General features: G+C 40.5%; 19 protein-coding genes. 3 read left to right on the forward strand and 16 right to left on the reverse strand.

Translation table 11 applies throughout. The annotated features are described in order from the left end of the window. Nucleotides 1-43: 43 nt before the first annotated feature. The gene (gene putP, locus PSM_RS10820) at nucleotides 44-1555 is read right to left on the reverse strand and encodes a sodium/proline symporter PutP (protein ID WP_008113313.1); all 1512 of its coding nucleotides are present in this window, start codon (nucleotides 1553-1555) and stop codon (nucleotides 44-46) included. A gap of 344 nt (nucleotides 1556-1899) precedes the next feature. Between putP and PSM_RS10825 the strand changes: the two genes are divergently transcribed. Continuing rightward, nucleotides 1900-3123, forward strand: coding sequence for an EAL and HDOD domain-containing protein (locus PSM_RS10825; RefSeq protein WP_013465534.1), 1224 nt, complete (start codon nucleotides 1900-1902; stop codon nucleotides 3121-3123). 64 nt (nucleotides 3124-3187) lie between these two features. Here PSM_RS10825 and PSM_RS10830 read toward each other — a convergent pair whose 3' ends face one another. Genes PSM_RS10830 through ccmA form a run of 10 tightly spaced genes read right to left on the reverse strand, consistent with a single transcriptional unit; the run spans nucleotide 3188 to nucleotide 10903 of the window. Continuing rightward, nucleotides 3188-3919: an MlaA family lipoprotein gene (locus PSM_RS10830; protein ID WP_008112252.1), complete on the reverse strand. Its 732-nt coding sequence runs from the start codon at nucleotides 3917-3919 to the stop codon at nucleotides 3188-3190. Nucleotides 3920-3928: 9 nt separating this feature from the next. After that, nucleotides 3929-5185 (reverse strand): c-type cytochrome biogenesis protein CcmI, encoded by a 1257-nt coding sequence (gene ccmI, locus PSM_RS10835; RefSeq protein WP_013465535.1) that lies wholly within the window; start codon nucleotides 5183-5185, stop codon nucleotides 3929-3931. Continuing rightward, on the reverse strand, nucleotides 5186-5647 hold the full coding sequence (locus PSM_RS10840) for a cytochrome c-type biogenesis protein (protein WP_013465536.1): 462 nt from the start codon (nucleotides 5645-5647) through the stop codon (nucleotides 5186-5188). Further along, entirely contained in the window at nucleotides 5644-6216 is a 573-nt protein-coding gene (locus PSM_RS10845) for a DsbE family thiol:disulfide interchange protein (RefSeq protein WP_013465537.1), read from the reverse strand. Before PSM_RS10845 ends, PSM_RS10840 begins: the two co-directional genes overlap by 4 nt. Next, entirely contained in the window at nucleotides 6213-8174 is a 1962-nt protein-coding gene (locus PSM_RS10850) for a heme lyase CcmF/NrfE family subunit (RefSeq protein WP_013465538.1), read from the reverse strand. The genes PSM_RS10845 and PSM_RS10850 overlap by 4 nt, the downstream gene beginning before the upstream one ends. Nucleotide 8175: 1 nt before the next feature. Beyond that, entirely contained in the window at nucleotides 8176-8655 is a 480-nt protein-coding gene (gene ccmE / locus PSM_RS10855) for a cytochrome c maturation protein CcmE (protein WP_008465420.1), read from the reverse strand. After that, nucleotides 8652-8855: a heme exporter protein CcmD gene (gene ccmD, locus PSM_RS10860; RefSeq protein ID WP_008112240.1), complete on the reverse strand. Its 204-nt coding sequence runs from the start codon at nucleotides 8853-8855 to the stop codon at nucleotides 8652-8654. Before ccmD ends, ccmE begins: the two co-directional genes overlap by 4 nt. Nucleotides 8856-8857: 2 nt before the next feature. After that, entirely contained in the window at nucleotides 8858-9595 is a 738-nt protein-coding gene (locus tag PSM_RS10865; RefSeq protein WP_010387946.1) for a heme ABC transporter permease, read from the reverse strand. A gap of 1 nt (nucleotide 9596) precedes the next feature. Further along, nucleotides 9597-10283: a heme exporter protein CcmB gene (ccmB, locus tag PSM_RS10870; RefSeq protein WP_013465540.1), complete on the reverse strand. Its 687-nt coding sequence runs from the start codon at nucleotides 10281-10283 to the stop codon at nucleotides 9597-9599. Beyond that, nucleotides 10283-10903: a cytochrome c biogenesis heme-transporting ATPase CcmA gene (ccmA, locus tag PSM_RS10875; protein WP_138764392.1), complete on the reverse strand. Its 621-nt coding sequence runs from the start codon at nucleotides 10901-10903 to the stop codon at nucleotides 10283-10285. Before ccmA ends, ccmB begins: the two co-directional genes overlap by 1 nt. 113 nt (nucleotides 10904-11016) lie before the next feature. Here ccmA and fliK point away from each other — a divergent pair, with 113 nt between their 5' ends. Both fliK and PSM_RS10885 read left to right on the forward strand, forming a co-directional pair. Then, nucleotides 11017-13182 (forward strand): flagellar hook-length control protein FliK, encoded by a 2166-nt coding sequence (gene fliK, locus PSM_RS10880; RefSeq protein WP_013465542.1) that lies wholly within the window; start codon nucleotides 11017-11019, stop codon nucleotides 13180-13182. A 2-nt stretch (nucleotides 13183-13184) separates the two neighbouring features. Next, nucleotides 13185-13493, forward strand: a complete 309-nt coding sequence (locus tag PSM_RS10885; RefSeq protein WP_010387940.1) for an EscU/YscU/HrcU family type III secretion system export apparatus switch protein — start codon at nucleotides 13185-13187, stop codon at nucleotides 13491-13493. A 27-nt stretch (nucleotides 13494-13520) separates the two neighbouring features. On the opposite strand, the gene PSM_RS10890 is transcribed toward PSM_RS10885, so the two are convergent. Genes PSM_RS10890 through PSM_RS10910 form a run of 5 tightly spaced genes read right to left on the reverse strand, consistent with a single transcriptional unit; the run spans nucleotide 13521 to nucleotide 16931 of the window. Then, on the reverse strand, nucleotides 13521-13922 hold the full coding sequence (locus PSM_RS10890) for a DUF2802 domain-containing protein (protein WP_013465543.1): 402 nt from the start codon (nucleotides 13920-13922) through the stop codon (nucleotides 13521-13523). Nucleotides 13923-13940: 18 nt separating this feature from the next. Beyond that, complete coding sequence (locus PSM_RS10895; RefSeq protein ID WP_008112225.1) at nucleotides 13941-14438, reverse strand: chemotaxis protein CheW; 498 nt, start codon at nucleotides 14436-14438, stop codon at nucleotides 13941-13943. Nucleotides 14439-14459: 21 nt separating this feature from the next. Further along, nucleotides 14460-15182 carry a chemotaxis protein CheW gene (locus PSM_RS10900; RefSeq protein WP_008112224.1) on the reverse strand — a complete coding sequence of 241 codons (723 nt, stop codon included), beginning with the start codon at nucleotides 15180-15182 and terminating at the stop codon, nucleotides 14460-14462. Nucleotides 15183-15185: 3 nt separating this feature from the next. Beyond that, nucleotides 15186-15956 (reverse strand): ParA family protein, encoded by a 771-nt coding sequence (locus PSM_RS10905; RefSeq protein WP_013465544.1) that lies wholly within the window; start codon nucleotides 15954-15956, stop codon nucleotides 15186-15188. A 12-nt stretch (nucleotides 15957-15968) separates the two neighbouring features. Next, nucleotides 15969-16931, reverse strand: coding sequence for a flagellar motor protein MotB (locus tag PSM_RS10910; RefSeq protein WP_013465545.1), 963 nt, complete (start codon nucleotides 16929-16931; stop codon nucleotides 15969-15971). Nucleotide 16932 lies beyond the last annotated feature (1 nt).

Raw genomic sequence — 16932 nt, forward strand, 5'->3', positions numbered from 1 at the left:
GATTGGCATTTATAAAAACCAACACTTTACGTTAGCTAATCAGTTACAATGACGATTCAACTTCATCAAACAGATCAGTAATTTCTTTTTTCGGTTCAGCTGTCACAAGGCTTCCTACCACAATAGCAATACTCGCTAAAATGAAGCCTGGGACGATTTCATAAATTACACTGCTTAAGCTCTCACCATTAATGGTAATAGGCGCATAAATCCATACAAGCACTGTTAAAGCACCAACAACCATACCGCTAATAGCCCCTTTTAAGTTCATACGTTTCCAGTAAAGGCTAAACAAGACAAGTGGACCAAATGCAGCACCAAAACCAGCCCATGCGTTACTAACTAAATCAAGTATTGAACTATTACGGTCATACGCTAGGTAAATAGCAAATAACGCAACCAGTATTACGCTAATACGCCCTACTAACACCAGCTCAGTTTGCGAGGCATCGCGGTTTAAGTAAATCTTGTAGAAGTCTTCAGTAAGCGAGCTTGAACACACCAATAATTGCGATGAAATCGTACTCATAATCGCAGCTAAAATAGCAGCCAGTAGGAAACCAGCAATTAATGGGTGGAAAATAAGTTCAGCTAATACTAAGAAAATGGTCTCTTTATCGGCAATTGGCATTTGGTTTTCAATCATAAAGGCAGCACCAAATAAACCGGTAAATACCGCACCAATCGCAGATAGTGTCATCCAAGACATTCCAATACGACGCATAGTTGGCATTTCTTTTACTGAGCGAATAGACATAAAGCGAACAATAATATGTGGCTGACCAAAGTAGCCTAAGCCCCAAGCCATCGCTGAAATAATAGCAATGGTAGAACCACCAGCAAACCAATCAAGCATATTCAATGAATGGATTTCACTGGCTTTTGGTGAACTTAACAACTGCTGGTAATTTGCATTTGCTAAAGTATCCATAAATGGCTGATCAAGCATCATATAAGTAGCGATAGGTACTGCAAGCAAGGAGATAAACATAATACAACCTTGCACGAAGTCTGTTAGGCTAACCGCTAAAAAGCCACCAAATAAGGTGTAAACAACAACCACACCTGTGGTGATGTATAAACCCATTTCGTAACTCATCTGAAATGAATTTTCAAATAACTTACCACCGGCGACAACGCCTGATGAAGTATACAAAGTAAAGAACACAATAATAACAATTGCAGAGATCACACGAAGGATATTCTTGTTATCATCAAAACGATTTGCAAAATAATCAGGGATGGTAATAGAGTCATTTGCTTTTTCAGTATAAACACGCAGTCTTGGGGCGACTAAGAAATAGTTTGCCCATGCGCCTAACACTAAGCCAATAGCAATCCAAACCTTGCTAAGCCCAAACAAGTACATTGCGCCAGGTAGGCCCATAAGTAACCAACCACTCATGTCTGATGCACCCGCTGATAAGGCAGCAACACTGGGGGCTAAATTACGACCACCTAGCATATACCCTGATATATCGCTGGTAGATTGCTTATATGCGTATAGTCCTATTCCCAGCATTACAATAAAATATAATGCCAGTGAAATAATCATTCCTGTTTCCAAATTTGCCTCCACTTAAATAAGTAATAACAGGCTTTTAATCCAAATAATGACTCTTGAAATCTTATAATTAAGACAGTATTGGAATAAAAGCTTTCTACTGAACTATAACACGGTAATTGCTAATAACTCCAACCCGCTCATTTAAGTAGATAAAAAACCATCGGTTAGCTCACTTTTGCAACAAATAAAATGAAAAACAATAAAATTAGATTAAGAAATACCAAACCAACCATAGTATTTTATTAATAATGTTCATTTTACCGATGCTATTTTGAATGTTTTCCAATATATTATTACAATGTTAATCAATTTCTACTCTTTCGGAATCTTATATGTATTTTTACGCTGCTCGGCAACCTATTTTAGATCGCAATAAAGAACTAATTGGCTATGAGCTTTTATTTCGTGATGGAGTTGATAACGTATTTCCAAATATTGACGGCGATGAAGCCACGTCTCGACTGATTGAAGGCAGTCAATTTAACTTTGGCTTAGAAGATTTAACTGATAATAAACCCGCTTATATTAACTTTACCTTAGACACCTTGTTAAAAGGCTACCCAACCCTTTTAAACAAAGATGGGGTGGTAATTGAAATACTCGAAACCGTCCAGCCAGGTAAACGCTTATTGGCAATTGTTAAAGACCTAAAAGAAAAAGGCTATACGCTAGCGCTAGATGACTATGCACATCAACCTGTATGGCGGCACTTTTATCCGTTTATCGATATTATTAAAGTCGACTTTTTAACTTGTGATATTGAAAACGTTAAAACGATCATAGAGGATTTAAAACCTTATCCACACATAAAATTACTTGCTGAAAAGGTTGAAACTTACGCGCTTTACAATCAAGCTTTTGAACTAGGTTTTGAATACTTTCAAGGCTTTTTCTTTTCAAAACCAGAAATGGTGCAAAGCAAGGCATTACCGCCATCGGGCATGGCACTGGCTGAGCTACTCTATGAAACATCCAGCGTAGAAATGGATCTTAAAAAAATCACCGATGTATTTGAGCGTGATGTTAACTTATCGTATAAGCTGCTACGCTACTCAAACTCGGCAGCATTTGCTCGCCGCTCTGAAATAAACACAATAAAACAAGCGCTTATTGTATTGGGCGCGGCTGAAATAAAAAAACTACTCTCTTTATTATTTGCCGCACAAGTCTCTGCAGACAAACCTCTGGAGCTTATTAGGTTGTCGCTAACACGCGCGCGTTTTTGTGAGCTTTTAGCAATTTCACATGGCAAACTTAGAGATACAGGAATAGCATTTTTAACCGGCATGATGTCGCTTATGGATGCCATACTAGATGAAGAGATGGACAGTGTAATGCTTAAACTACCGCTTTCAAATGAGATAAAAGCGGCACTGTTAAACAATGAAGGGCTGCTTGCTGAGTATTTAAACTTAGTAACCCTCTATGAGCAGGGTAACTGGCACGCTGCTAACGATAAAGCCCAACAGCTTAACTTAGGTGATGATGTGCCTGATGCTTACCACGAAGCACTTAATTGGGTTAGTGAACAAATGCAGATAATGATTGATAATTAAAGCGCTCATTAGTAATTAATAACTAAAAATAAAACGCCAGCATTTGCTGGCGTTTTTATTTTTATCAAAGGCTTTCTAAGAAATCTTCGTCAAAATCTTCAGGCTCTTCTTTTATTGGCGGATTGCCATCGTAGAGTTCATATAACTGACGCTGAAAGTAAATGTCTTTAACAAACAGGTATGGGTCTAATGAATCATTTAATAAACCCTCTTGAGCCATTAAAGACGCCCTTGCCTCAACCGCCTTTAACGCAAACACTAAAATTGTTTGTGGTGTAGTCAGTGCAATTTTAGGTAAAACCACATTATCAACAACATCACCGGTTAAGTTACGTGCAGTTGATGGCCCCATTGCCGGGATCATTAAATAGGCACCATCGCCTACTCCCCACACACCTAAGGTTTGGCCAAAATCTTCATCAGTTACTTCAAGCCCTAACGAACTTGCAACGTCAAATAAGCCAAACACTCCCACCGTAGAATTCACTAAAAAGCGCGCAAAATTAATTCCGGCACTGCTTGGCTTTCCTTGCAGACCCGCATTAATAATATCAACCGGTGCTGTAATATTATCGGTAAAATGCACAATACTTCGACGCACAGGCTGTGGGGTTACTGTTATATAACCCACTGCCGCAGGCCTTAAAATATAAGCATCAAGTACGTCCATATTAAAGTCATAAATAGGTCTGTTTACACTTTGTATGGGATCGCGCTCATCATATTTACTCTCAGGCACTTGAGCACAACCCGATAACGTGAGTAAACATAATAAAAGTAAGCCTTGTTTTAACATCTCAAATCCTTAAGGTATTAATGTATCAATGTTCAGTTGCACTTGGCGCACCTCTTTAGAAGCAAGCACTTGAGAATGCCCTTCAAGCTCCCCAGTGCTTGGCATAACTGAATCATCATTAGAGATACGCGCAGAAATGATAATTTCACTCGCACTCGATAAGTTTAGCCCTGCCATCATGGCATTAGCATCGCTCAGCTCAACCGTAATTGGAAAGCTATAGTCTGTTAGTTTGACCACGGCTAAAGGCATCGGTGATCCCTTAGCCGCTTTAGCAAACACAAACAAAATACCGTTATTGGGCTGTTTGTCTGCAAGTTGGCTATCGATATCAACGGTAACTTGAATACTTTGAGCCGCTAACTGCTCGCCACTGGTTGCCACGTTTTGCTGAGCAATTTGTAGATCGATTTCGCTAATACGTTGGTTGATCATAGCATAGCGCGTATCAGACTCATCCATACTTGCAAGTAGCACCTCAAACGCTGCCTTTGCCTGTAGCCAGTCTTTTCTCTCAAAGGCGATTAGTGCAAGTAACGAAATCGCATCAAGGTTATTTGGTTGAGCTTGCAGTACTTTAGAAAGCATACCCGCTGCACGAGTCATGTTTTCTTCACTGCCCTCAAGTAATAGCACCTGAGAGTAGCTAATAAGCGCTTGCATATTATCAGGGTTTATTTTTAATGTTTTATCGAATGACTGTTTCGCCATATCAAATTCATTTAGCATTAAAGCAACACGCCCTAACAACATCCAAGCGACTTCATCATCACCGCTTTGACTTAACTTAGTACGCAGTGCTAGGGCAAACGCTTGTAACTCATTTTTAGTTAACGGCTCGCCCTTTTGCATTACGGCGCGCTGACCATAATCGGCCAAGTTATCCATTGCATCATGCCAAGCTGCAATTTGTTGCTGGCTGCCTGTCATTGCATAGAAAATACCTGCTAATGCAATTAAAAACGCCGCCCCTGTTAAAGCAAATATACGATTGTCACCACGGCTATTTAGTGACTTCTCCGGCGATAATTCATTAAGTAAACGGCGTTTTAATTCAATAATAGCTTCGCTGTGATTTTGCGAGTCTATACGTTGATTATCTAAATCTGCCTGTAATTCAACTAAACGCTGTTCATAAATGCTGATAAGCTGTGCATTGGCGTTATGGGTGATGGTTACTATGCGCTCTTTTTTTAAAAAAGGCACAATAATAAACAGCAATGCAATGAGTGTGAGTAAAGCAAAAGACGCCCACATTAAAATCATTTAACTTTGCTCCTGATGTTTATTTTGTTTAATCAGCTTATTGAGCATCACTTCATCAGCGTCACTCCAGGTTTGTTTTACCGACGCTTTACGTTGGCGAATCACAATAAAGCCAAACCCAATTATTACGATGAGTACCGGAAGTACCCACAGTATTAACGTGGCAGGTGTTACCGGTGGATCGTAATGAACAAAATAGCCATATCGATCAATCATGTAATCAATAACTTCATCTTTGGTTTTGCCATCTTTTACCAACGCCAGCACTCGCTCGCGCAAGTCTTTTGCGACAACGGCATCAGAGTCAGCAATATTCTGATTTTGACACTTCGGGCAACGTAATTCTTTTGTTAGCTCTTCAAAGCGAACAGCTTGCTCGTTGCTATCAAATTGATAACGGTCTTGCTGAGCAAACGCAGCTACACTAACAAACAAGCTAAGGGTTAATAAAAACAATCTCATGGCTGCAGCTCCTGCATAATAGGCGCAAACTTAGCACGCCAAACTCGAGGGTTTATATCACCAGTGTGATGTAACAAAATGGTGCCATTTTTATCTACTAAAAATGTCTCTGGTGCACCGGACACCCCTAAATCTAAAGACAATGAACGTTCTAAATCTAAAATATTAAATTGATAAGGGTCGCCCGCACGTGAAAGCATATTACTCACATCATCACGCAGCGCTTGCATATCAAATGGGCCATCAAAATCGGCGTCGTAACTTTGTACATAATACAAGCCGATAATTTTAACCCCTTGCTCGCGTAGCTTAGTTAAATAGCCAAGCTCAGCTAAACACGTCGGACACCATGTACCCCAAACGTTTAGCAAATACACGTCACCCTTTAGCTGCTCATCAGTCCAACGTTTATCGTCTTGCATTAAATCAGGTAAATTAAACGCAGGCACCGTTTGACCAATTCGCCCTGTTTGTATTTCCCGCGGGTTGGCAAACAACCCTTGGTATAAAAACACACAGATAAAGATAAAAATTAATAAAGGGGCAATTGCGATAAGTTTACGGTTCATACTGCCCCCTCTATTTCATCTTTTCGCGGTGAGGCGCGATAGCGCTTATCGAATAAAATCACAAAACCAGCGAGTGAGATCAGAATACCGCCAATCCACATCCAACGTACAAACGGTTTATGGTAAATGCGTAATGACCATGCCCCTTCACTTAGTTGCTCACCAAGCGCAAGATATAAATCACGAGTGAATCCGGCATCAATAGCGGCTTCGGTCATAAATTGCATACCAATATCGTAACGACGCTTTTCTGCATATAAACGCGTTACAGTGTCATTCCCTTTTAATACCGTCACGACACCTGCATGACCACTGTAGTTTGCACCACGAATAGTCTTCACACCTTCAAAGCGGTATTGATACTGATTTAGCTGTACGCTATCACCAGGCTTCATTGATACATCACGCTCAACTGAATACGCCGAGGTGAGTGTAATGCCCGCTATAACAAAGGCTAAACCAACATGCCCCAGCACCATTGCCCAATAGCTTAAACCTAAGCGCTTTATACCGAGTTTAAGCGAGCCATGAACCGCTGCTTTGGTATATAAATCAATAAAAGTGGCAACAAATATCCATACACCTAGCGTGGTTGCTAAAAGTGTTAATGGAGTCACTACCTCATAGCTACTAAATAACCACGCACAGGTAATGATAATACTGACTAATGCGCCTACAAATATTTTATTTTGTAAAAAGGCCCACTTATTTTGCTTCCAACGCAGGAAAGGCCCAATGCCCATTAAAATAGCAAATGGCACCAGTAAAATAGCAAACATTTTATTAAAGAAAGGTTCGCCAATTGAAATACTGCCTAGCCCCATTTCCTTGTGCACCATAGGTAATAATGTACCTAACAGTACAATTAACGTAGCAACCACTAAGAAAATATTGTTTAACCAAAGTGCCACTTCACGCGATACAAATTTATAACGCCCTTCACTTTTAACTTGTGAGACACGCAAGCCATATAACGCTAAACCGCCGCCAACAACTACGGCCAAAAAGCCAAGAATAAATAAGCCACGATCAGGGTCTGTTGCAAAGGCATGCACCGAAACAATAATTCCTGAGCGAACGATAAAGGTGCCTAGTAAACTTAATGAAAATGCCGCAATAGCCAGTAACACTGTCCATGATTTAAATACGCCACGTTTTTCAGTCACACTTAAAGAGTGCAGTAACGCGGTTGCGACTAACCATGGCATGAGTGATGCATTTTCAACAGGATCCCAGAACCACCAGCCGCCCCAGCCTAGCTCTGAATAGGCCCACCAACTACCTATGGTGATACCTAAGGTTAAAAAGCCCCATGCCGTCATTGTCCATGGGCGTGACCATTTTGCCCAGGTGTTATCAAGCTTGCCGGTTAACAACGCGGCAATAGCAAAGGCAAAAGCAACAGAAAGACCGACATACCCCATATAAAGTAATGGAGGGTGAATGATCATCCCTGGGTCTTGTAATAATGGATTTAAATCGCGTCCCTCAACAGGGAAATAGGGCAGTAAACGTTCAAACGGACTTGAAAGTAGCAAGGTGTACATCATAAATCCGACACCTAAAAAGCCAAGCACACCTAATACGCGAGCACGAAGTACCCAAGGCAGTGACTTTGAACGCACAGCAACAACGGCGGTCCAACCGGCCTGCATTAATAACCACAGTAAAATAGCGCCTTCATGGCCACCCCATGTTGAGGTTATTTTATAATACCAAGGCAAGGTGCTACTTGAGTGATACGCTACATAAGATACGGTAAAATCATCAGTTAAGCTGGCATAAATAAGCGCAGCAAAAGACAAAGCAACAAATGCAAACTGACCAATAGCAAGTGATGGCGCAGCGCGCATCAAACGAAGGTTTCCTGTGTGTGCACCCCAAAGTGGGAAAATACACAACAGAATACTCAGTACCATGGCCAATGTTAGGGAAAAATAACCAAGTTCTGGGATCATATTAGCTCCCACTATCTAAATTGTATTTTGGTTTCTCGTGCTTAATTCCTTTTACTGCCTCGGCAACCTCGGCTGGCATATATTCTTCATCATGTTTAGCCAGTACTTCAAACGCTTCAATGACGTTAGGTTCAACTAACACACCTTGTGCAACAATTCCTTGCCCTTCACGAAATAGATCAGGCAAAATTCCTTGATAACGCACCGTGACCAATGGGCCAGTATCAATCAACTTAAAGCTTACCTGTAAGCTTTGCTCATTTCTTTGCACTGTACCAGGGACAACCATACCGCCAATGCGGAGCTTTTGTCCTATATGAGGCTTTTCTTTATTCGGGCCTTTACCATCAATTAATTCACTGGGGGTGTAAAACAAATTAATGTTTTCTTGTAAGGCGTACAACACTAAACCAATTGATCCACCAATACCAAAGAGTACGGCAATAATAACCAAAAGGCGTTTTTTACGTCTAGGGTTCACGAGGTTTGCTCCTGCTTAGAATTTTTAATTCGAGTTTCACGCGCAATTTGCTGCTCTACCGACGCTAAAATTTGTTTTTTGTCGCGTAACGAGCTAAATAAAATGCCTAATAAAATTAATGCGCATGTACCAAAAGAAAGCCATACATAAAAGCCATAGCCTCCCATTGCAATAAAATCTGAAAACGAGTCAAACTGCATAATTACCCCTTAGTTAACAACTGTCGCACCCATGGGCGGTGCTTTTCACGGTGTAAAATTTCATTTTTAAGACGAATTAAAGTCACAGTGCCAACAAACGCGGCAAAGGCTAAAATATTAATCATTAACGGCCAAAACATACTTGGATCTACCGCGTCGCGGTTAAACTTAGTGATACTTGCCCCTTGATGCAGGGTATTCCACCATTCCACCGAAAAGTGAATGATAGGCAAGTTAATAACCCCAACAATAGCTAAAATAGAGGCGGCGCGACCGGCTGATTTTTTATCTTCAAAGGCATGGTACAAAGACAACACCCCTAGATATAAAAATAACAAAATAAGTTCAGAGGTCAGTCTTGCATCCCATACCCACCAAGCACCCCACATAGGTTTACCCCATGCAGCACCGGTGATTAAGGCTATTGCGGTCATGCAGGCACCTACGGGTGCTATTGCAATCACCGCAAGCTCTGCATTGCGTAATTGCCATACAAGCGCAACAATGGCAGCAATCGCCATTGATGAATAGGCGCCCATAGATAAAATAGCGGAGGGCACGTGAATAAAAATAATACGGTAACTGTCTTTTTGTTGGTAATCGGCAGGAGCAAAACCTAACCCCCACACCCAACCAACAACCATACTAATAACCGTTACTACTGCAAAATATGGCAGTAGAGTATTGCATAATTGATATGCTCGCTCTGCTTTCGCATACGGATGTAACCACTTCCACATATTAACTTACACTCACTTTTAATGCTGATGATATGGCAATTGGCGCACTGATAGTCGCAACGACTAACATCGCACCAAGGATTGCAAGCTGACCACTGTAATCCAGCGACATAGTGCTGGTATCAATAGCGGAAGTTGCAAAAATTAAAACCGGAATATACAAAGGCAAAACGAGCAGACTCATTAAAATGCCGCCTTTTTGTAATCCCACAGTCAAGCCCGCCCCTATTGCGCCAATGAAGCTCAATAAAGGCGTGCCCAATAATAACGTTAATAAAGTTGCCACTAAGGCAGTCGTTTCTAAATTTAGTAGTAAAGCAAATAAAGGAGTCATTAGCACTAACGGGAGGCCGGTGATCACCCAGTGTGCGGCTACTTTGCCCAGCACCGTTAATGATAAGGGGTATGACGAAGCAATGAGCTGCTCCAAAGAGCCGTCGTGGTAATCATCTCTAAATAGTTTATCAAGGCCAAGCATGGTCGATAATAAAGCCGCCACCCAAATAATGCCCGGTGCCACCCTTGATAACAAGCCTGGCTCAGGCCCTATGGCTAATGGAAACAGTGAGATAACAATTAAAAAAAACAAGATAGGATTAACTATTTCAGCGCGCTGACGAAAAGCGAGCTTAACGTCTTTGCTAAATACCGCGACAAATAACTGCCAATATGAATGCTGTCGTGTCATTAGTGGCGGTACTCCAAAGTCAACGTTTGTAAGTCACTAAAGTGGGTGGTTAAATCTTGGTGTGTTGTTAACAAAATAGCGCCCCCCTTTGATAAGTGCTCAGTAAAACGTTGCTGTAAAAAGGCAACCCCGCTTTTATCTAGCGCCGTGAAAGGTTCATCTAAAATCCATAACTTCGCTTCAGATAACCATAATCGAACGAGAGCCACCCGTCGCTGTTGACCCGCAGATAACGTTCTTACAGGTACATCTTCCAGCCCCACTAAACCTAACTTACTTAATAAAGGGTATAAGTCAGGAGTATCAACATAACCATTAATAGCCAACCAATGTGCTACATTTTCAAGTGCACTAAGTTGTACGTTAACACCGGTTTTATGGCCTATAAATAATAAGTCTCTGGCATATTCGTCATAATATTTTTTGATAGATTGATTTAGGTATAAAATATCACCTTCATCCGGCAGCGAAAAACCAGCAATAATGCGCAATAATGATGTTTTACCAGCCCCATTAGGGCCAGCTAACTGCATGATTTGACCGCTTTTAAGGCTAAAATTAAGTTCATCAAACAAACAACGCTCTTGCTTGATACAAGTAACGGACTTAATGTGTAACAAGATGACGATTCTCTCTGCCAAAAATTAGCCGTAAGTCTACCATAATGATAGGGTAATACGAATATTGCTTTAGAATCGATTTACTTAAAATAAAGAAAACTTGATATAAAATAATGAATACACCAACGCACATCACATTGTCTAACCCACAGGTTAGTAATCAAACAACTGATTCAGGTAAGGCTGCGTTAGCAACACTGCCACCTGAAGTGCTGGCGGCAAAAAATATTCAGTTTTCTAAAGATTCAGTCACGCTTGATGTGTTTATGAATAAGCATTGGCAAACGATTCGCCTTGGGACAACTGAGACATTCACAAACGTTGAAAAAATAGCAAGCGCTAACATACAGTTAAGTGCAGATGGTAAAAGCTTAACCATCATCCCTAACAATACAACTTTAACAATTAAACAACCGGCTCAGTTGCAACGATTTTTAAATTTTATAAACACCCAAAGTGATATTCAAAACAGTCCACTATCACTTCAGGTGGTGTTACAACCCACACCAAAGTTGGTCATTGAAAAATTTAATGCCAGTATTGCTATTAATAAACACGTTGCACAATTACTCGCAGATGAGCCTTTAATAAAGGGGATGATTGAAACGGATAGCAAAGGTACACGACTTAATATTATTAACCGTTTTGCTGATATAGTGCATTCACAGCCAATAAACCAAGCCAAACTAACACAGTTGCTTGCCAGTAATTTAACTCCTGCTCAGCTTCATGCTATGCCTAAGTTTGCGGTATTAAGCCCAAACTCTTTTAAAGACTCATTAACTATTAACCTAAGTCATCGACAATTAAGTGAACTACCTACCATCCCGACTAAGGTAAACATTACTCACCAAGCAGATAAATTACTGATCAAAACCGCTTATCACACTATGACTGTGAGCCTTAAAAACTCATTTAGTAAACCGTTTAATGAGATGCTCTCTTTGCAACAGTCACAAGGCCTAATTGATCCCTCGCCAAGTAAACAGCATCCGCTCAGCACGATAAACAGTCCCATACAATCATGGTTAAAAAGCAGTTTTGCTGATTTTAAAACACGTATTTTAGATGCGGTAAAGTACTTTGAAAGCAAGCCATTTACGACTTCCTTAAGCTCATCTCAAAAACCAGAATTTACTGGCAATGATCAGCAAAAATGGCTCACCTCAATGCAAAAAATTGACATCACACAATTAAAAAACGTGTCAAATTTAGCGCCGCCCCTAATGCAATTTACCCAGCAAATAAAATCAAGCGTTTCTATGTGGCAACAACAACCGTTAGCAGCACACGCTTTATCTCCTTTAGTGACTCCTTTTTCATCCTCACCAACTAACGCAGTTACATTTGGTCAGAGCTTACAGCCTTTAGAAAAACTCTTATTAGCGACGGTTATAAAACACAGTCCAATCACCTCAATAGAAAAAAAAGATGCGACCAACCAAATAATAAGCAGCCAACTTAATACCATTACAAGCAAACTGACTGATCAAGGAACCGATTTAAACCGTTTAGTTAATCAGGCTTTTAATCGCATGTTGTCAGATACTAATTTACACCCAGCAACCATACAGCGCGAAATACTCAGCACCATAAAGCCCACACAACTTCAAAGCGACACTTTACAGAGCTCGTTTAATAGAGGTGTTGAACAGCTTTCATTAAGCATTTTAGCCGCGCCTATCATTAACCAAAATCCAAGTGCGGTGAGTATTAATAATCAAACGGGTTTAGAAGCTTTACTGCAAGTTTTATTACCGACGTTTAAAGTAGGTAATAGCGCCAATAAATTGTTGGAACAATTACAGCAACCACAAGTACAAGCATTAGCAGGTGAATTAACCCAAATTAAAAATACATTAAGTCAAGTACAAACGCCTGCTATTAGCCAACAACCTGACACAAACGCCTTAGTGCAATTTTTATTACCGATGAAGCTGCCTGCTGAAGCGGCGCAAACAGAAATAACTTTAGGGCAGTATAAAAAGCACAGTAGCGGTAAACTAGCGGATAAAAATGTCTGGTTTGTTAGGCTCAACTTTGATTATGCCGAGCTGGGTAAGCTACAAATAATCGCAGAACTCATGGATAAAGCTTTAGATTGTCAGTTGTTAGCCTCAACCCAAGCGGTGAGCGCTTTAGCTCATCCACATCTTGATAATTTACGCTCAAAACTGGCAAAACAAGGCTTACAAGTGGGTGAGCTTAAACTAAAACGAGCGGATGATAACCATCAAGCATTTTACCAATCGCATGCCATTATTAATATTAAGGTTTAGCCATGACTGAGTCATCAAAAAGCAATTCAGCAATTGGACTACTCTACGAGGCGGGACATTCACCCATTGTAAGTGCTAAAGGGTTTGGTGAACTGGCGGATGAAATTATTGCCCTAGCCAAAGAAAAAGGAATTTTAATCCATCAAGATGAAGCACTTGCAAATACGCTATCGAAATTAGACCTCGCAGAAGAGATCCCCAAAGAGTTGTACTTTGTTATTGCTGAGCTCATTGCGTTTTCATACGTGGTTAGAGGAAAGTTTCCGCCTGGTTGGCAAGACTTTCAGGGAAAGCTAAATATAAAAGCATAACGCAGTGTTATAAAAGCAAAAAAGGCGCTAAGCGCCTTTTTGTTTGTGTAATGAAAACAACAGTTCAGCCTCGGCGCGGGGTAATTCACATTCGCGAATAACCTCATCTAAATCAGCACCTAACTCAACCATTTTTACTGCACGAGAGTATATTTTAGCATCGGGATCATCGTATTTTTGAGCTGCTTGTTGCTGTACCAGCTCTTGGTTTTGTTGTTCTACCTCAAGCACACGCTTACCAATACTCAGTAAACCGGTTCGCAACTCTGACACTTCGCTACGTAAAATATTAATCTGCTCTGATGAATCTTTAAACTGTTGTAATTGCGCGCCAAGCTCACTCGCATAGCGCTTTTTAAACATCACAATTAAAAGCAGCGAGAATAGTCCAAAAACTAAACCCGCAATAGCAATACCAAGTAATAACATAGTTTTATGTAGAGAAGCTTATATATCGCTTAACTCATCCCATTCGTCATCACTAAGTAGTTTATTTAAATCAACCAGAATAAGTAACTCATTGTCGCGGTTACATACACCTTGAATAAATTTAGCACTTTCCTCTGTACCTACATTTGGCGCACTGTCAATTTCAGAGCTACGTAGGTAAACAACCTCAGAAACGCTATCGGCTAGAATGCCAATCACTTGCTCTTCTGCTTCAATAATTAAAATACGTGAATTATCCGTCGCTTCAATATCAGGTAAACCAAAACGAGAGCGAGTATCAATAACGGTAACAACATTACCACGTAAGTTAATAATACCAATCACATACGAAGGTGCACCTGGTACAGGAGCAATCTCGGTGTAACGCAGTATTTCTTGCACTTGCATTACATTTACGCCATAAGTTTCATCTTCTAGCTTGAACGTAACCCACTGCAAAATCTCATCATTATTATCTGCATTTTTCTTAGCTGACAGTAATTTATCTTCACTCATGCTCTTACCTCGTAATGGTCATTACTTGTGACGGCTATCTAAGCCTTTCTCTAATAGTGCGTTTAAATTATTAACATCTATTAAAGCACACATTTTTTCTTTAATTACTCCAGCAAGCCATGGGCGCTTACTGTTATTTGTACGCCATTTTACATCTTCTTTACTCAATGTAATGTTATTTATTAGTTTTTCTGCTAATAAACCCCATTGGCTATCACCTAAAGTGATGAGATATTGATAATTTAAAGATGCCTCTAACTGCTCATCGTACTTTTCAGGCATAACCCAGCGAGCGGTATCAACAACATTGAGCTTTTCTTCTCGGTTGATCATAACCCCTTTAAACCACTTAGGCTTGCCAAATAAATGATTTACTTCTCCAAGCTCATGAATGCCACCTAAGGCTTTTAGCGGCACCGCTAAAGTAAGCCCTGCCACTTCAAAAAACAGCGCTTGAAACTCACCATCAAAGTAGTCAGCTTCACCACCTACAACCACCTCTTGCTCAGGCACGACGTGTTGCTCTTGGTGGGTGTCAATTTCTACATTCGATACTTGCTTATTAAGCTTTTCAACTTCAACAACAGGCTCAACTATTACTGGTTGTTCTTTTTGCTCTTCATACGTTACCTGCTCAAGCAGTTTAGCAACAGGCTCAAGGTCTTTTGTTGGTTCGTCATCAGATAATAACGCCCCTAAGTACTGAGTGACTACTTTTTCATTAGCAAATAATTGCTTACTCATTTATTAACCTTGTTTTATTAAATATTTAAGTAATGCTTTATAAGCATAGACTCCACGCGCATTTGGGCAAAAATCTACCGGTACTTTTTGCGCTAAACTTGCATCTCTAAATTTAGTATCAACAGGAATAACGCCTGGCCATACTTTTTCTTTATACGTTTCTTGTAATGTTTTATAGGCCTCAAGCGATGCTTTGGTTCGTTTATCATACATAGTTGGAATTATAGTATATCCATAGCTTTTCGCTTGAGAGGTTTGCATTAACTCCATAGTACGCATCATTCTATCGAGCCCTTTAAGCGCCAAGAACTCAGTTTGCACCGGCACTAACACTCTTTCACAGGCGGCAAGCGCATTGACCATCAGCACACCTAAAACAGGTGGGCAATCTAAAATTGCGTAATCGTAATACTCGCTAATTTTAGCCAGTGTTTTTTTTAAAATCAGGCCCATTCCCGTTTTATTACCCATGCTACGGTCAAGTGTCGCGATCGCCATAGTTGCAGGTAAAATATCAAGATTTTCAATTGTTGAGGGGCATAATGCTTGCAATATTTCTTCGCTTTTCATACTCGAGCTGCGAGTAAAAATATCGTAAACACTGACCTCTAAATCTTCTGAATCAATACCAAAGTAATAGGTTAGTGAAGCATGAGGATCTGTATCAATCAATAACACGCGCTTGCCTTGAAGCGCAAGGATCCCTGCAAGGCTAACCGCTGTAGTGGTTTTGCCTACTCCCCCTTTTTGATTGGCTACTGTCCAAACTTTCACATTACATCCTAATTACTGTTCGTTGCGCGTTGTAACACGGATGCCACCATGCGGTAAACGGATTATTTTTATTGTATCGTCTTGGGCAGGTAGCTCAATTTCTGGCTGACTTTGCTCTGATACTGAAATTGATGATTTCGTTTGTTCATCAGAGGGCTTTGGTACTAAACCATATTTAGAAAGTGCAATCACGACTTTACGGTTTTCAGCACGCCCAGCTTCGGTATTATTATCGGCAAAGGGCGAGTATTGACCATACCCCTCAATGGCCATGCGCGCGGATTCAATGCCCAAACGCTCTAGCTCAACTAATATTGAGGTTGCACGCGCCACTGATAACTCCCAATTAGAACGAAATATTTCATTTCGTATGGTTTCGTTATCTGTATACCCGCGTACTCTTATATAGTTATCGACTGATGCGATGATTGCTTCAATTTTTTTTACAATCTCTTTGGCCTTGTTATGTGCAACAGCACTACCACTGGCAAACAACAATCCGGAATTGAGCTCAATAACCAACCAGTCTTGGCTTAGTTCTAAGCTAGCCTCGCCACTGCGTATCTCATCAATCAGCGACGATTGTAATTTAGCCAATAAACTATCCAGCGGCTTACCTAAGTGGCGTTGACTAATATTGCTATTGTCACTTTGACCATCGAGTAACATTGGGCCTTGCTCTAGCTCTTGAATACTTTCGCCATAGAGAATTTCAGCCTCAGGGGTCACCCTTTCAAGCAATAAAGCATCACCATTTACCCCGTTACCCTGCTGAGAATATTGTTTTGCAGACTTATCAAAAACATGCTCAAGAGAATCAGATAAAACCTTGATGTTGTCTTCTTTGTTTATCGCAATTGCATACAATACAACAAAAAATGCAAACATTATGGTCATATAATCCGCATAAGAAACTAACCAACGCTCAGTATGTTGGCTCTTTAATTGGTGATGACGTAAGCGACGGCGTAACATA

Origin of the sequence: Pseudoalteromonas sp. SM9913, assembly GCF_000184065.1 — a bacterium.
GTDB lineage: Bacteria > Pseudomonadota > Gammaproteobacteria > Enterobacterales > Alteromonadaceae > Pseudoalteromonas > Pseudoalteromonas tetraodonis.

What these genes read in the sequence shown, in the direction of transcription:
- putP (WP_008113313.1), bottom strand. Translation starts at nt 1,555, where the DNA reads ATGATTATTTCACTGGCATTATATTTTATTGTAATGCTGGGAATAGGA.
- PSM_RS10895 (WP_008112225.1), bottom strand. Translation starts at nt 14,438, where the DNA reads ATGAGTGAAGATAAATTACTGTCAGCTAAGAAAAATGCAGATAATAAT.
- PSM_RS10850 (WP_013465538.1), bottom strand. Translation starts at nt 8,174, where the DNA reads ATGATCCCAGAACTTGGTTATTTTTCCCTAACATTGGCCATGGTACTG.
- PSM_RS10900 (WP_008112224.1), bottom strand. Translation starts at nt 15,182, where the DNA reads ATGAGTAAGCAATTATTTGCTAATGAAAAAGTAGTCACTCAGTACTTA.
- PSM_RS10825 (WP_013465534.1), top strand. Translation starts at nt 1,900, where the DNA reads ATGTATTTTTACGCTGCTCGGCAACCTATTTTAGATCGCAATAAAGAA.
- PSM_RS10890 (WP_013465543.1), bottom strand. Translation starts at nt 13,922, where the DNA reads ATGTTATTACTTGGTATTGCTATTGCGGGTTTAGTTTTTGGACTATTC.
- PSM_RS10840 (WP_013465536.1), bottom strand. Translation starts at nt 5,647, where the DNA reads ATGAGATTGTTTTTATTAACCCTTAGCTTGTTTGTTAGTGTAGCTGCG.
- PSM_RS10830 (WP_008112252.1), bottom strand. Translation starts at nt 3,919, where the DNA reads ATGTTAAAACAAGGCTTACTTTTATTATGTTTACTCACGTTATCGGGT.
- ccmD (WP_008112240.1), bottom strand. Translation starts at nt 8,855, where the DNA reads ATGCAGTTTGACTCGTTTTCAGATTTTATTGCAATGGGAGGCTATGGC.
- fliK (WP_013465542.1), top strand. Translation starts at nt 11,017, where the DNA reads ATGAATACACCAACGCACATCACATTGTCTAACCCACAGGTTAGTAAT.
- ccmI (WP_013465535.1), bottom strand. Translation starts at nt 5,185, where the DNA reads ATGATTTTAATGTGGGCGTCTTTTGCTTTACTCACACTCATTGCATTG.
- PSM_RS10865 (WP_010387946.1), bottom strand. Translation starts at nt 9,595, where the DNA reads ATGTGGAAGTGGTTACATCCGTATGCGAAAGCAGAGCGAGCATATCAA.
- ccmB (WP_013465540.1), bottom strand. Translation starts at nt 10,283, where the DNA reads ATGACACGACAGCATTCATATTGGCAGTTATTTGTCGCGGTATTTAGC.
- PSM_RS10845 (WP_013465537.1), bottom strand. Translation starts at nt 6,216, where the DNA reads ATGAACCGTAAACTTATCGCAATTGCCCCTTTATTAATTTTTATCTTT.
- PSM_RS10885 (WP_010387940.1), top strand. Translation starts at nt 13,185, where the DNA reads ATGACTGAGTCATCAAAAAGCAATTCAGCAATTGGACTACTCTACGAG.
- PSM_RS10910 (WP_013465545.1), bottom strand. Translation starts at nt 16,931, where the DNA reads ATGTTACGCCGTCGCTTACGTCATCACCAATTAAAGAGCCAACATACT.